Below are 15,876 nucleotides of genomic sequence, written 5' to 3'. Positions count from 1 at the left end.
CGTGGGGCTGGAAATCGCGTAGAGGATAGGTTTGGGACTACTCGTGATTCTTTTATGCAAACATAAAACGGTGGCTACGTTAGAGCCAATCAGAGGTGTCCCTCTTTTTTGAGGAACATAAATGAAGGTGGAACCACGTTGCGACGTCCTTTCGAGGAGGTCGCTTTTTTGATTTCTTAATGAGGAAATCAAAAGGAGAGATGATTCCAATGTTCAAAGACACCTCCCACCCATTTAGCTACTAAAAACTTTATAAGGAGAAAATCATGATTAAGATTACTTTCCCAGATGGCGCTGTTCGTGAATTCGAATCTGGCGTTACTACTTTTGAAATTGCCCAATCTATCAGCAATTCTTTGGCTAAAAAAGCCCTTGCTGGTAAATTCAACGGCAAATTGATTGACACAACTCGTGCCATCACTGAAGATGGAAGCATTGAAATCGTGACACCTGATCACGAAGACGCTCTTCCAATCTTGCGTCACTCAGCGGCTCACTTGTTCGCTCAAGCAGCTCGTCGCCTCTTCCCAGATATCCACTTGGGTGTCGGTCCAGCGATCGAAGATGGTTTCTACTACGATACAGACAACCAAGCTGGTCAAATCTCTAACGAAGACCTTCCTCGTATCGAAGAAGAAATGAAGAAAATCGTGAAGGAAAACTTCCCATCAATCCGTGAAGAAGTGACCAAAGACCAAGCGCGTGAAATCTTCAAAAACGATCCATACAAATTGGAATTGATTGAAGAGCACTCAGAAGACGAAGGTGGTTTGACCATCTACCGTCAAGGTGAGTATGTAGACCTTTGCCGTGGCCCACACGTCCCATCAACTGGTCGCATCCAAATCTTCCACCTTCTTAACGTTGCTGGTGCTTACTGGCGTGGTAATAGCGACAACGCGATGATGCAACGGATCTATGGTACTGCTTGGTTTGACAAGAAAGACTTGAAGAACTATCTTCAAATGCGTGAAGAAGCTAAGGAACGTGACCACCGTAAACTTGGTAAAGAGCTTGACCTCTTCATGATTTCTCAAGAAGTTGGTCAAGGTCTTCCATTCTGGTTGCCAAATGGTGCGACCATCCGTCGTGAGTTGGAACGCTACATCGTTGATAAAGAAGTAGCAGCAGGCTACCAACACGTCTACACTCCACCAATTGCTTCTGTAGAACTTTATAAAACTTCAGGTCACTGGGATCACTACCGCGAAGACATGTTCCCACCAATGGATATGGGGGATGGAGAAGAGTTTGTTCTTCGTCCAATGAACTGCCCTCACCACATTGAAGTCTACAAACACCATGTGCATTCTTACCGTGAATTGCCAATCCGTATCGCTGAAATTGGTATGATGCACCGTTATGAAAAATCTGGTGCTCTGACTGGTTTGCAACGTGTCCGTGAAATGTCTCTGAATGATGGTCATACTTTTGTGGCTCCAGAACAAATCGAGGAAGAATTCAAGAAGATCCTTCAATTGATCATCGATGTGTATGAAGACTTTAACTTGACGGATTACCGTTTCCGCTTGTCTTATCGTGATCCTGAAGACAAACACAAATACTTTGACAACGATGAAATGTGGGAAAATGCGCAACGCATGTTGAAAGCAGCCGTTGATGATATGGGTGTTGAGTACTATGAAGCTGAAGGAGAAGCAGCCTTCTACGGACCAAAATTGGATATCCAAGTGAAAACAGCTCTTGGTAAAGAAGAAACTCTTTCAACTATCCAATTGGACTTCTTGCTTCCAGAACGCTTTGATCTTCATTACATCGGAGCAGACGGAGAAGAACACCGTCCAGTCATGATCCACCGTGGGGTTATCTCAACGATGGAACGCTTTACTGCGATCTTGATTGAAAACTACAAGGGAGCTTTCCCAACCTGGCTTGCTCCTCACCAAGTAACCCTTATCCCAGTATCGAATGAAAAACACGTGGACTACGCTTGGGAAGTAGCTAAGAAGCTTCGTGACCGTGGTGTTCGTGCCGATGTGGATGAACGTAATGAAAAAATGCAGTTCAAGATCCGTGCTTCTCAAACTCAAAAGATTCCTTACCAATTGATCGTTGGGGACAAGGAAATGGAAGACAAGGCTGTAAACGTACGTCGTTATGGTCAAAAAGAAACAGAAACCATGTCAGTGGATGCATTTGTAGAATTAATTCTTACAGATATTACAAATAAATCCCGTGTTGAGAAATAAACCATTTAACCTAGAACAAAATCTCAGCTACCTAAAAAGCAACAACTGAAATAGTTGTTGCTTTTTTACATTTTGATTAAGCTGAGCTAGTAGTGATCTGCTAAACCACCACAAATAGTATCCTCATCAACAATCCTTTCTACCCATTAACTTTTGGATATAGGATATCCTCCCAAGATTTGCTTCCTCGAGTTAGATAAGGTCAATATCCTCAATCCTTGTCTGCTTCATTTTCTTTTACGAGATCTTTTTGAGAATCTTTTTCAGAGAGTTTTTGATCGATATACTTGTTAATGGTTTCATAAAATTCCTTGGTCATCTCACTATCTAATTTTGTCGAATTATGGACTTGATTGACTTTCAATTGAACAGATTGAATACCGTAAGAGGCTTGCTTTTGGCGAATTGTTTCTAATTCTTCTTCTGAAATCGGATCTCCAACAACTGTCAAGACTAATTCATTGCTACTTGACTTGTAGACTTGATTAATGATCGTATGATTAGAGAACTCTTTGCCTACAAACTGTTTAATCCCTTCTTTTCGTGCTTGATCCATCGTCAGAGTGATTGCTGAATAGCTGGCTGGAAGAACCAATAATACAATCAAGGATATCAGCCCAATTCTCATTTTAATGTTTAGCTCTTTAAATGAACTTAAAGGAGATTTTCTCATTAAAATTCTTGTTCCAACAATATTGGTTAGCATGATAAAGACACAGTTAATCAAGAAAAGATAGAGAGCCCCGAATAAAAATCGCACATTTCCATTAGCTAAACCATAGCCTGCAGTACAGATAGGTGGCATCAGAGCTGTTGCAATGGCTACGCCAGGCACGATATTGTTTGCTTCTTTTTTCCTTGAACCAATTACACCTGCTATCCCACCAGCAATAGCAATGAGAACATCCCAAATTGTTGGAGAGGTTCGTGCAATCAACTCGCTACTTGCATAAGATAAGGGAGAAATCCAGAAATACAGAGTCGAGACAAGCAAACTGACCAATACTTGAGTAAATAAAACCTCTAGAGATTGCTTGATTAAACGCGTATCAAAAATAGCCAAACCGAATCCCAGTCCAACAATCGGTGTCATAAGAGGGGAAATCAGCATGGCTCCAATAATAACAGCTGTTGAATTCATATTTAGACCTATAGAGGCAATAAAAATCGCACACATTAAAATTGCAGTATCTCTTAATCGAACATGAAGATCATCATATAATTTTTCACGGTATTCACGTGTTGAATAGTTTCCGGTCATTGGTTACTCCTTTTATTTCATATAATCTTGTTTCTGCATAGACGATGGTAGAGAGACCTCTGTCCAATCTTACATATTTTTAATTCTCACCTGTCATTCTTTTGAACATAATTTTTTAAATATCCATCAGTCCATCCTTGATATTATATCAAAAAGTTTACAGTCTTTCTCTGAAGAACTCAATCAATTTAAAAGATAGTGAAGGCAGAAATTTTTGTATCCTTATCCGAAGAAGAAAAACGATATCTCCTCTGAAAGTAGATACCGTTTTAATGTTTAAACATGATGAGTATGTAGCAGCAATCCTAGCTGATATCTCCAACAAATCCCGTGTTTCAAAATAATGCAAAAAGAAAAGATTGAGATGTCATGATCTAAATCTTTTTGCTTTGTCTTATTGGAAAGTCCAGCAATTGAGACTCCACATTTCTTCATAAGTTTGATATAATAAGAAGATAGAGATTGATAAGGAAAAGTAGCATTAGAAACAGGTATGTAAGATGAAAAAAATATTAGTAGTTGATGATGAAAAACCAATTTCAGATATTATCAAATTTAACATGGCAAAAGAAGGCTATGAGGTATTGACAGCCTTTGATGGTCGGGAAGCTTTAGAGGTCTTTGCGGCTGAAAATCCGGATATTATTATTCTAGATTTGATGTTGCCAGAGATTGATGGTTTGGAAGTGGCGCGTACGATTCGTAAGACCAGTAATGTGCCGATCATTGTCCTATCTGCCAAGGATACGGAATTTGATAAGGTCATCGGGCTTGAAATCGGTGCGGATGACTATGTAACCAAACCCTTCTCGAATCGGGAATTGCAAGCGCGTGTGAAAGCCTTGTTGCGTCGTTCTGAGTTTGCGGCGGATCCTCAGCTTGAAAATGATGCCGATACGGAAATTGTCATTGGTGATCTTCACATTCTTCCAGATGCTTTCTTGGTTCAAAAAGGCAACAAAGAATTGGACTTGACCCATCGCGAATTTGAATTGCTCTATCACCTTGCGACCCATGTCGGTCAAGTGATGACCCGTGAGCACCTTCTTGAGACGGTGTGGGGCTATGATTACTTTGGTGATGTTCGGACAGTGGACGTGACGGTTCGTCGTTTGCGTGAAAAAATCGAGGACACACCAGGACGTCCAGAATATATCTTAACCCGTCGTGGTGTTGGATATTATATGAGAAACAATGATTGATCAACTAAAACAATTTGTAATGTCGTCGAACTTTGTCTTTGTTCTGATTACGGTTGGGTTTATCATTGTGGTAGCCTTGCTTTTGCTAGAAAACCGTAGGGACAATATCAAGCTCAGACAATTAAACGCCAAAATTAAGGATCTGATTGCAGGGGACTATTCTGAAGTGGTCGACATGCAAGGGAGTCCAGAACTGACAGATATGACCAATAGTATCAATGATCTGTCTGAGGTTATTCGCCTGACGCATGAAAACTTGGAACAAGAAACCAAGCGTTTGACCAGTATCCTTTCTTACATGACAGATGGGGTGCTTGCGACCAATAGACGTGGTCAGATCATCATGGTCAATGAAATGGCCGCCAAGCAATTGAATGTCAATCCAGATGAGGTGCTCAATACCAGTATTCTGGATTTGCTTTCGATTGGAGACGAGTATGATCTGCGCAGCTTGATTACAGAAGTACCAGAGTTGACCATCGATTCCCAGGATGAAAATGGGGAATACTTAAGTCTTCGTGTGCGCTTTGCCTTGATTCGTCGCGAGTCAGGTTTTATCTCTGGGCTGGTAGCTGTCTTGCATGATACGACGGAGCAGGACAAGGAAGAGCGGGAACGTCGCCTCTTTGTCTCCAATGTGAGCCATGAATTACGGACACCTTTGACCAGTGTGAAATCCTATCTGGAAGCCCTGGACGATGGCGCTTTGTCAGAGCCGGTAGCACCAGATTTTGTCAAGGTTTCGCTCAATGAAACCAACCGCATGATGCGCATGGTCACAGATCTATTGAGCTTGTCACGAATCGATAATGAAACCAGTCAGTTGGACATCGAGTTGACCAACTTTACGGCCTTTATCACCTTTATTTTAAACCGGTTTGATAAGATCAAGAGTCAATCGCAAGAAGATACTAAGAAGTATGAACTGATCCGGGAATACCCGATCACCCCGATCTGGGTTGAAATTGATACGGATAAAATGACCCAGGTGATCGACAATATCTTGAACAATGCCATCAAGTACTCACCTGATGGTGGAAAGATCAAGGTAGGGATGAAAACGACAGATGCCCAGTTGATTATCTCCATCTCAGATGAGGGCTTGGGGATTCCAAAGAAAGACTTGCCTCGCATTTTTGATCGCTTTTACCGAGTGGATAAGGCACGTAGCCGGGCCCAAGGTGGGACTGGTCTGGGCTTAGCCATTGCTAAGGAGATCGTTAAGCAACACAAAGGCTTTATTTGGGCCAAGAGTGAATATGGCAAGGGATCTACCTTTACCATTGTCTTGCCGTACGACAAAGACGCTATTAAAGACGACTGGGATACAGAAGAGGAAGAATAAGGAGTCAATGACAGAAGAGGGATTTAAGTACAGTATTTTAGCTTCAGGTTCTAGTGGGAATTCTTTCTACCTTGAGACGCCAAAGAAAAAACTGCTTATTGATGCAGGGTTATCTGGGAAAAAGATTACGGGACTATTGGCTGAAATTGATCGCAAACCAGAAGACTTAGATGCCATTTTGATTACGCACGAACACTCAGACCATATCCATGGTGTGGGTGTTTTAGCGCGGAAATATGGCATGGATCTATATGCTAATGAAGCAACTTGGAAGGCTATGGAAGGCACCAAGTATCTAGGAAAGGTCGATGATGCTCAAAAGCACATTTTTGAAATGGGGAAGACCAAGACATTTGGCGATATTGATATCGAAAGTTTTGGGGTCAGTCACGATGCTGCTGCCCCTCAATTCTATCGCTTTATGAAGGATGGCAAGAGCTTCGTCATGCTAACGGATACGGGCTATGTGAGTGATCGCTTGGCAGGTATCGTCGCGGATGCGGATGGCTATCTGATTGAGTCCAACCATGATGTAGAGATCCTTCGAGCAGGTTCGTATGCTTGGCGCTTGAAGCAGCGGATCTTGTCAGACCTAGGCCACCTTTCTAACGAAGACGGTGCAGATGCCATGATCCGAACCTTGGGAAATCGTACCAAGAAGATTTATTTGGGACATTTGTCAAAAGAGAACAATATCAAAGAATTGGCCCATATGACCATGGAGAATCAACTGGCTCGAGCAGATCTAGCTGTTGGCCATGATTTTGAGGTGCTAGATACCTCGCCAGATACCGCGACCCCTTTGACGAAGATATAAGATGGAAAACCACCTGCGGGTGGTTTTAAATTGAAGACCAATTCAACTTGAAAACTTTCCTTAGGTGAGTACGGACGTCAGCGAACTTCTACGAAGTTCCATGACTAATTATTGAGCCTAAGGTCTCAATAATTCCGAGTACCTGAAACGTTATTGTTTCAGGCACTTTACTCACGGCGGAAAGTTTCGGTTTTATCTTGATTCAATCTAAAAATTGGAACTCATTATTATTTCTCATCAGAATCGCTTAATTTATTTTACTTTAAAATAGTTTGTCTACATTATAGAACCACCCGTGGGTGGTTTTTTGATTGCTGTTGAAAATCTAGATAGTTAGTAATGAATTTGCTCTTTACCCAAAATTCGTGTATGATAGGAAAGAATGAATTCTGAGTGAGAGTCACGAGAGTAGAGGAGAGATAATAAATGAAAAAAATGATGTTATTACTGGCTAGTTTGGTTGCTTTAACTGCTTGTAGTCAGTCTAAGCAAGATACGAAAGAGTCAACTTCCAATCAAACGATGAAGGAAACAAAAGTATCAGAGTCTTCTAAAGAAGAAAAAGGTTTGAAATTTGTAGTAGCACCTCAGTATGAAGGTAAAACATCTGAGCTAATTGAGTTAGGAAAAAAATTGGTCAAGGACCATCCTGAACTCGGAAGTGAAGGTAATATGGCGCTCTACTTCACGGGAGCTATTTCTGAAGGAAGAGCTGCACTCATGCTGGTCAATAAGACAGATGTAGATATCAAGAAAGATTTAAATTTTTCAATTACGTGGTCTTATGATAGCAAGACTATTTTTGAGAATCAAAAGGTTAGCTATTTCATCAAAGATAGTGGTGAATTACCCTCTCATACAGCAACTATGATATTATTACCATTGAACGAGGAGCAAATGAAGATTGTCGATGGAATGTCAGACCCATCTAAGATGAAGCTTCAAATGTCAGATGTGAACGCTGTAGAGTGATAGCAAAAAATGAATCATACAAAGGAGAAGTAAATGCGCCTTGTTTATCTTACGATTGGTTTTGTGTCTTTGGGATTAGGAATTATTGGGATTCCTTTACCGATTTTACCGACGACTCCCTTTTTATTGCTATCGATGGCTTGCTTTGCTAAAAGTTCCAAACGCTTTGAAGAGTGGCTCTACCAAACCAAGATTTATCAAACCTATGTAGCGGATTACCGAGAGACCAAATCGATTGCCAAAGAACGGAAGAAATGGATCCTTCTTCAGATCTACATTCTGATGGGGATTTCGCTCTTTCTGGCACCGATTATTTGGGTGAAGCTTGCTCTAGGGGCTTTGACGATTTTTATCACCTATTATCTCTTAAAAGTGATCCCTAATAAGCCTGAAAATCCAACAGAAGAAAATCCTGATTAAAATTGGAGAATTCAGGCCCTAGAACTAGGAAAAGAAGTGCGTTCGTGCTTCTTTTTTGGTATACTTAAGAGTATGAATTTATTAGAAAGTAGGCTTCCCATGGAGAAATTACAAGCCCTGTTATCGGAACGGTTTCAGATCGTTTTTTCAGATACCAGTTTATTAGATACAGCTTTTACGCACACCTCTTATGCCAATGAGCACCGCCTCTTAAAAATTTCACATAACGAACGTTTGGAATTTTTAGGAGACGCTGTTCTTCAATTAGTTATTTCCGAATATTTGTATAAGGAACACCCCAACAGACCTGAGGGAGATTTGTCTAAATTCCGTTCTATGATTGTTCGTGAAGAAAGTCTGGCTGGTTTTTCTCGGGATTGCCAATTTGATCGTTATATCAAACTAGGCAAGGGCGAAGAAAAATCTGGTGGTCGGGACCGCGATACGATTCTTGGCGATTTATTTGAAGCCTTTTTAGGTGCTCTTTTATTGGATCAAGGAGTGGAAGCAGTCAAACGCTTCATCTATCAGGTCATGATTCCAAAGGTTGAAACGGGTCAATTTTCTCAAGTCATTGACTACAAGACCCGTCTGCAAGAATTGTTACAGGTTCACGGAGATGTGGAGATCCAATACCAAGTGGTCAGCGAGTCCGGTCCAGCTCATGCCAAAGAGTTTGAAGTAGAAGTGTTCGTGAACGGTCAAACGATGGGACATGGTCATGGTCGTTCCAAGAAATTAGCGGAGCAGGAAGCAGCCCGCAATGCAGTTGAAACGAGGAATGATTCCCCATGTATCTAAAAGAGATTGAAATCCAAGGCTTTAAATCCTTTTCGGATAAGACAAAAGTCGTATTTGACAAAGGGGTCACTGCCGTTGTAGGGCCTAATGGATCTGGAAAATCAAATATCACGGAGAGCTTGCGCTGGGCCCTGGGGGAATCCAGTGTCAAGAGTCTACGTGGGGGCAAGATGCCCGATGTCATTTTTGCAGGGACAGAATCGCGAAAACCGCTGAATTATGCCTGTGTCACAGTTGTCTTAGATAACCAAGATGGTTTTATCCAACAGGCAGGGAAAGAAATTCGTGTCGAACGGCATATTTATCGTTCAGGAGACAGCGAGTACAAGATCGATGGCAAGAAAGTACGTCTCAGAGATGTTCATGATTTGTTCATGGATACGGGATTGGGACGGGATTCTTTCTCCATTATCTCCCAAGGTCGGGTAGAGGAGATCTTTAACTCCAAACCGGAAGAACGCCGGGCAATCTTTGAAGAAGCTGCAGGTGTCTTGAAATTTAAGACGCGGCGCAAGGAAACCGAGACCAAACTCAACCAAACCCAGGAGAATTTGGACCGTCTGGAGGATATCCTCTATGAATTAGAAGGACAAATCCAACCTCTTGAAAAGCAAGCGACTGTCGCTCGCCGTTTCTTGGAATTAGACCAAGAACGGCAGGTTCTCTTGCTGGATGTTTTAGTTGCTCAAGTCGATTTGACAAAGGACCTTTATGAAAAGGCTGATCAAGAAGAAAAGGCCATTCAAGAACAGTTGGCTTCTTATTACCAACGTCGTCAGGTCTTAGAAGAAGATAATGTACGTATCAAGAAAGCCCGCCATCATTTGGATGAGAGTTTAGCTGAGGACCAGGCCAGCTTGCTTGAGGTTACTCGTTTGATCAGCGATTTGGAAAAGCAAATCGAAGTAGCTAAGTTGCAATCGAGTCAAGCAGCCCATAGTCGCAGGGAAAATCTTGAGCGGCTGGATGCTGTTTTGGCCCGTCTGGAAGAAGCGAAACAAGAGCTGGCGCAAAAACAAGAGACGCTAGCTGTGCTCCAACAAAGACTGACAGAGAACCGTCAGCAACAAGAAGAGTTGGAAAAAGAATTAGCCAACTACGAGGAAGATCCGGAACAAGTCATTGAGCATCTACGCGAGCAGTATGTCGCGCTCTTGCAGACAGAGGCTGAAAAATCGAATGAGCGGACAGCGATTGAGAGCCGGATCCAAGCACTCCTGCAAGAATCAAGCCATCGTCAAGAGGATTTGACCAAAGCACAAACAAACTTTGAAGCTGCCAAGGAAAAAGAAGTCCGACAATTGGAAGAGTTGGATCAGGCACAAGCGACGGTCAAAGGCCTATTAGCAGAATACCAAGAGCAATTGGTAAAAGTGGAGCAGGCCAAAGCTGCCTACCAAGAGGCTCAAGCGGCCATGTTTGACTTGATGGATGAGAGCAAGAATAAGCGGGCGCGGATTAATAGCTTGGAAGCTATTCAGAAGAATCATAGTAACTTCTATGCAGGCGTCAAGAGCGTTTTGCAAGAAGCAGAACGGTTAGGAGGCATCTGTGGGGCTGTTAGTGAGAATTTGAGTTTCTCAAAAGACTACCAGACAGCGCTTGAAATTGCTCTGGGAGCTAGCAGCCAACAGATCATTGTCGAGGATGAAAAGGCTGCAACGCGAGCGATCGATTTCTTGAAACGCAATCGCTTGGGACGGGCAACTTTCCTTCCGCTAACGACCATCAAAGCCCGTCAACTATCCCCTCGGAATCTGGAATTGATTCAAGCCAGTGCAGGATTTCTAGGAATTGCGAGTGACTTAGTGACCTATGAGCATCGGTTTGAACAGATTTTCCAAAACCTGCTTGGCGTAACGGCCATCTTTGACACGACGGAGCATGCGCGTGAGGCGGCTCGTAAAGTCAACTATCAAGTTCGGATGGTGACCTTGGATGGGACCGAATTGCGGACCGGAGGATCGTATGCCGGTGGTGCCAATCGCTCCCAAAATACGGTCTTTGTCAAACCAGAATTGGATAGTTTGAAGCAGGAAATGCAAGCTCTGGATGCTCGTTTAAGAGAAGCAGAGCAGGAGGTTGAGGCCAAGGACAATCTGCTCAAGCAGGCGCAAGAATACTTGGCTTCTATTCAAAGCCAGGGTGAGCAAGCGCGTCTGGAGCAACAGCGGGCCCAATTGGCCTACCAACAAAGCCAAGAGCAACTGAAAGAAATTCAGGAACTCTTAGAAGCTTTGAAGTCAGAATTGGCAACAGATGCGACCCAGTCTCTCCAAGAAGAGCTGGAATCCCTTACTGAGCAATTGGCAAAAATTGAGCTTCAAAAAGAAAATTTGAATCGCGACATTGAAACCATGAAGTCGGACAAAGATGTTCTGCAACAAAAAGTGCAAAACCTGCAAGAGCAATTGGCAGAATTGCGACTTCAACAGACGGAATGTAAGAGCCAACAAAGCTATGAGCAAACAGATGCTCGTCGCTTGGAAGAAACGATCTCCCAGTTGGAAGTAGAAGAGCATCAGTTACAATTGCTGATTGAACAAGGCGAGGCCCAAGTTCAGACGGTGGATGTGGAGCAACTAGCCAATCAATTGGCACAGGCACAAGCCAAGAAAACGGACTTGGAACAAGGAGTCATTCGGAAACGCTTTGAGCTGGATGATTTGGAAGGCCAGGCCGAAGATGTTGCTGAACAGATGGAACAAGCGCGCAAGAAAAACGAAGAGTGGATTCGTCAACAAGCCAAGGCTGAAGCGACACGTGAAAAGCATGCGGATCGTTTGAACAAGCTCTTAACGCAAATTACCGATGAATTCATGCAAAGCTTTGACCAAGCCAAAGAGCAGGCCAAACCTGTTGAAAATCTTGCTGCAGCTGAAAACCAGCTCAAGAGCATCGAAAAAGATATTAAGGCACTTGGTCCAGTCAATGTGGATGCGATCGAGCAGTACGATGAGGTGAAGGGGCGCTTTGATTTCCTTTCCAGCCAGCGCGAGGATGTCTTGGCTGCGAAAAATATGCTTCTGTCTACCATTAACGACATGAATGACGAAGTCAAGGAACGTTTTAAATCAACTTTTGAAGCCATTCGTGAATCCTTTAAAGTCACTTTCCGTCAAATGTTTGGTGGGGGTTCTGCTGATTTGATTCTGACAGAGCCAGATCTTCTGACAGCTGGTGTTGAGATTTCTGTGCAGCCACCTGGTAAAAAGATCCAATCCTTAAACCTCATGAGTGGTGGAGAAAAGGCCTTGTCTGCCTTGGCCCTCTTGTTCTCGATTATTCGTGTCAAGACCATTCCATTTGTCATTCTGGATGAGGTAGAGGCTGCCCTAGATGAGGCTAATGTTAAGCGCTTTGGGGATTATCTGAACCGCTTTGATAAGGAAAGCCAATTTATTGTCGTGACGCACCGGAAGGGAACTATGTCGGCTGCAGATTCCATCTATGGGGTGACCATGCAGGAATCTGGGGTTTCTAAAATCGTCTCAGTAAAATTGAAAGACTTAGAAAATGAAGAATAATGATATTAAATTGATTGCTACGGATATGGATGGAACCTTTCTAAATGATCAACATCAGTACGATCAAGACCTTTTACGCAAGGTATTAGCAAGCTGCAAAGAAAAAGGCATTTATTTTGCTGCTGCGAGTGGCCGTGCCCTCCTTTCTCTCAAATCCCTCTTTAAAGGATTTGAGGACCAGATGATTTTCATTGCTGAAAATGGTAGTGTGGTAGAATTTCATGGAGAAGATCTCTACGAAGCGACCATGTCCAAAGACTTTTATTTGGGTGTTTTTGAGGCTTTGAAATCCTCCCCTTATGCAGACCCGAATAAGCTTCTTTTGACTGGGAAAAAAGGGAGCTATGTCTTGGAAACAGTAGATCCCGACTATCTGGCCTTGAGTCAGCACTACAATGAAAACATTCAAAAAGTGAAAAGCCTAGCAGATATTCAGGATGAAATCTTCAAATTGACCACCAACTTTGATGCAGCTCTTGTACTTGAAGGTGAGCAATGGGTCACTGAGAATATCCCCGGTGTCAAAGCGATGACGACAGGTTTTGAATCAATTGATATTGTCCTCGATTATGTCGATAAGGGCGTGGCCATTACTGCCTTAGCGGATAAACTAGGGATCTCGATGGATCAGGTGATGGCTTTTGGAGATAACCTAAATGACCTCCATATGATGCAAGTCGTGGGCCATCCTGTAGCGCCAGAAAATGCACGTCCTGAAATCTTAGCGATTGCTGAAAAAGTTATCGGCCACCATGCGACGGGTTCTGTCCTACGCTACATGGAGGAAATTGTATGAGTAAGATTTCCTTGATTGCGCTGGATTTAGATGGGACCCTTCTCAATTCAGAAAAAAAGATCTCCCCTCGCAATAGAGCAGCCCTCGCTGCTGCACAGGCCCAAGGTGTCAAGGTGGTTCTAACCACTGGTCGCCCCTTGAAAGCCATGGATTTTCTTTTAGAAGAATTGGGAACAGCAGGTCTCAAAGAAGAGTATACGATTACCTTCAACGGTGGTCTAGTGCAACGAAATAATGGAGAAATCCTCTCAAAAGTTGTCTTGGCACCAGAAGATGTCGCAACCATTCATGATGAAACAGCCCGTCTCGGCCTTCCGCTAGATGCTATCAGTGAGGGAACGGTTTATGAGATTCATGCAGATCGAAAGTCTCTCTATTCCCTTTACAATCCCTACCTGAACTTTATTGAGACAGATTTTAAAGACCTGCCATCCACGATATCCTACAACAAGTGTGTGACAGCCGTCGATCAAGACTTTTTAGATGCAACTATCAAGCAGATCAAGCCGGAGTTATTTCAAGACTATGAAATTTTTAAATCTCGGGAAATGTTGCTGGAATGGTGCCCTAAAAATGTTCACAAGGCAACGGGCTTAGCAGCTCTGGCTTCTATTTTGGGTCTTGAGGCAGATCAAGTCATGGCCTGTGGAGATGAAGCCAATGACCTGTCTATGATACAATGGGCTGGACTGGGGGTTGCCATGGGCAATGCGATTCCAGCAGTGAAGGAAGTTGCAGCGCTTGTGGCCCCTGTGACCAATGACCAAGATGCCGTCGCATGGGCGATTGAAAATTATGTGCTAAAGGAGAGTGAATAAATGGGATTATTTGATCGTTTATTTGGAAAAAAAGAAGAAACTGAAAAAGTGCTTCCGTCTTCGGAAGAAGTGACGGAAAGTACTGAGGTTGAAGAAACTGTCAAAGAGGAGCCGACGGCTACCCAAAATGACAAGGAAGAGCAAAAAATCGCTGATATGGAGGCTTACTACCAAGAGCTCAAAGCGCGAATTGCAGCCACTCATCAACCTGTTTCAACCGTTGCTCAAGAAGAGCCGGCAGAGGAACCTCTTGTTGAAGAAATAGGAACTTCAGAGACTCCTGAAGTTCAAGAACCGGTAGAGGAGTCTCCAGTTGCCTTTGAACCTGCTCAAACAGAAGCAAGTCCTCAAGAAGTTTCACCACTAGCTGATGAAACGGAGACTGAGCCTCTTGAAGAAGTGAAAATTGAAGCGAAAGTAACTGAAACCGTTGAAGAACCAGATGGCGCTAATGGTTCAGAACTGGAAGAAGAGTCACCGATTGCTTCTCCATCATCTGAAGCTGAGCTAGTAGAAGGGAGCACGACAGAAGAGGAGGTTCCAGAACTAGTAGACGCTCAGGATGGGGTTTCAGAACCTGAAGTATCAGAAGCGATTGCTCAAGTGGAGGAAACTTCAGAAGTAGCAGAAGCTGAGTCCAGACTTCCGGAAGGAGAAGCTGCATCAGCCGTTGAGGAAAGAACTGTTGAAGAGGCAGAAGAGCCAATTCCAGACGAGGTTAAGCCTCAGCAAGAAACCATTCAGGAAAAATACGATCGTAGCTTGAAAAAGACACGGACTGGATTTGGAGCACGCCTCAATGCCTTCTTTGCCAATTTCCGTTCAGTCGATGAAGAATTCTTTGAGGAATTGGAAGAACTCTTGATCATGAGTGACGTTGGGGTTCAAGTGGCCTCTAATTTAACCGAAGAGTTGCGCTATGAAGCCCGTTTGGAAAATGCCAAAAAACCAGATGCTCTCAAGCGCGTGATCATCGAAAAATTGGTGGACTTGTATGAAAAGGATGGCCAATTTAATGAAGCCATTCGTTTTCAAGATGGTCTCACGGTCATGCTCTTTGTTGGGGTCAATGGAGTTGGTAAAACAACCTCTATCGGGAAGTTAGCCCACCGCTACAAACAAGAGGGCAAGAAAGTAATGTTGGTTGCAGCAGATACTTTCCGTGCAGGAGCTGTGGCTCAACTGGCAGAATGGGGACGCCGTGTAGATGTTCCAGTTGTAACAGGTCCTGAAAAATCAGATCCTGCTAGCGTCGTCTTTGATGGAATGGAACGCGCGATCGCTGAAAACATCGATGTTCTGATGATTGATACGGCGGGGCGTCTGCAAAACAAGGACAACCTCATGGCCGAGCTTGAAAAAATCGGCCGCATTATCAAGCGTGTGGTACCTGATGCACCGCATGAAACCTTGCTGGCCCTCGATGCATCAACCGGTCAAAATGCCTTGGTGCAAGCAAAAGAATTTTCAAAAATTACACCTGTGACAGGAATTGTATTGACCAAGATCGATGGAACAGCTCGAGGTGGGGTCGTCCTTGCGATCCGTGAAGAGTTGGACATTCCAGTGAAGTTGATTGGATTCGGAGAAAAGATTGATGATATCGGACCATTCCACTCAGAAAACTTCATGAGAGGTCTCTTGGAGGGCTTGATTTAAGAGTCAAATAGAAAAAGACAAATTGTTGAAGAACAATTTGTCTTTTTG

The 15,876-nt window shown here is 43.3% G+C and carries 12 protein-coding genes; 11 read left to right on the top strand and 1 reads right to left on the bottom strand.

Translation table 11 applies throughout. The features are described 5' to 3' along the window. The first annotated feature begins 266 nt into the window (after positions 1 to 266). Positions 267 to 2,210, top strand: coding sequence for a threonine--tRNA ligase (gene thrS, locus WKT08_RS02670; protein ID WP_340279810.1), 1,944 nt, complete (start codon positions 267 to 269; stop codon positions 2,208 to 2,210). Between the two features lie 211 nt (positions 2,211 to 2,421). Here thrS and WKT08_RS02665 read toward each other — a convergent pair whose 3' ends face one another. Beyond that, positions 2,422 to 3,471, bottom strand: a complete 1,050-nt coding sequence (locus WKT08_RS02665; protein WP_340279808.1) for a DUF389 domain-containing protein — start codon at positions 3,469 to 3,471, stop codon at positions 2,422 to 2,424. A gap of 500 nt (positions 3,472 to 3,971) precedes the next feature. Between WKT08_RS02665 and yycF the strand changes: the two genes are divergently transcribed. The 10 genes from yycF to ftsY all read left to right on the top strand — a co-directional run bounded on the left by yycF (position 3,972) and on the right by ftsY (position 15,828). Next, complete coding sequence (yycF, locus tag WKT08_RS02660; protein WP_024054739.1) at positions 3,972 to 4,673, top strand: response regulator YycF; 702 nt, start codon at positions 3,972 to 3,974, stop codon at positions 4,671 to 4,673. Continuing rightward, on the top strand, positions 4,666 to 6,018 hold the full coding sequence (gene vicK / locus WKT08_RS02655) for a cell wall metabolism sensor histidine kinase VicK (RefSeq protein WP_023918726.1): 1,353 nt from the start codon (positions 4,666 to 4,668) through the stop codon (positions 6,016 to 6,018). The genes yycF and vicK overlap by 8 nt, the downstream gene beginning before the upstream one ends. A 7-nt stretch (positions 6,019 to 6,025) precedes the next feature. Continuing rightward, entirely contained in the window at positions 6,026 to 6,835 is an 810-nt protein-coding gene (locus WKT08_RS02650; RefSeq protein ID WP_023918725.1) for an MBL fold metallo-hydrolase, read from the top strand. Between the two features lie 426 nt (positions 6,836 to 7,261). Then, positions 7,262 to 7,807 (top strand): hypothetical protein, encoded by a 546-nt coding sequence (locus WKT08_RS02645; protein ID WP_254732944.1) that lies wholly within the window; start codon positions 7,262 to 7,264, stop codon positions 7,805 to 7,807. A gap of 33 nt (positions 7,808 to 7,840) precedes the next feature. Then, complete coding sequence (locus WKT08_RS02640) at positions 7,841 to 8,227, top strand: YbaN family protein (protein ID WP_340279801.1); 387 nt, start codon at positions 7,841 to 7,843, stop codon at positions 8,225 to 8,227. Positions 8,228 to 8,326: 99 nt separating this feature from the next. Then, the gene (rnc, locus tag WKT08_RS02635) at positions 8,327 to 9,028 is read left to right on the top strand and encodes a ribonuclease III (RefSeq protein WP_340279799.1); all 702 of its coding nucleotides are present in this window, start codon (positions 8,327 to 8,329) and stop codon (positions 9,026 to 9,028) included. Continuing rightward, positions 9,019 to 12,555 (top strand): chromosome segregation protein SMC, encoded by a 3,537-nt coding sequence (gene smc / locus WKT08_RS02630; RefSeq protein ID WP_340279797.1) that lies wholly within the window; start codon positions 9,019 to 9,021, stop codon positions 12,553 to 12,555. The genes rnc and smc overlap by 10 nt, the downstream gene beginning before the upstream one ends. Beyond that, the gene (locus WKT08_RS02625) at positions 12,545 to 13,351 is read left to right on the top strand and encodes a Cof-type HAD-IIB family hydrolase (protein WP_024054730.1); all 807 of its coding nucleotides are present in this window, start codon (positions 12,545 to 12,547) and stop codon (positions 13,349 to 13,351) included. Before smc ends, WKT08_RS02625 begins: the two co-directional genes overlap by 11 nt. Further along, positions 13,348 to 14,169 (top strand): Cof-type HAD-IIB family hydrolase, encoded by an 822-nt coding sequence (locus WKT08_RS02620; protein WP_031573944.1) that lies wholly within the window; start codon positions 13,348 to 13,350, stop codon positions 14,167 to 14,169. The genes WKT08_RS02625 and WKT08_RS02620 overlap by 4 nt, the downstream gene beginning before the upstream one ends. Continuing rightward, on the top strand, positions 14,170 to 15,828 hold the full coding sequence (ftsY, locus tag WKT08_RS02615) for a signal recognition particle-docking protein FtsY (RefSeq protein WP_031573946.1): 1,659 nt from the start codon (positions 14,170 to 14,172) through the stop codon (positions 15,826 to 15,828). It begins immediately after the preceding gene. Positions 15,829 to 15,876 lie beyond the last annotated feature (48 nt).

It is taken from the genome of Streptococcus sp. HCA-5024 (assembly GCF_037890265.1).
GTDB classification, from domain to species: Bacteria; Bacillota; Bacilli; order Lactobacillales; family Streptococcaceae; genus Streptococcus; species Streptococcus lingualis.
This window is presented reverse-complemented; position numbering and strand designations above follow the sequence as displayed.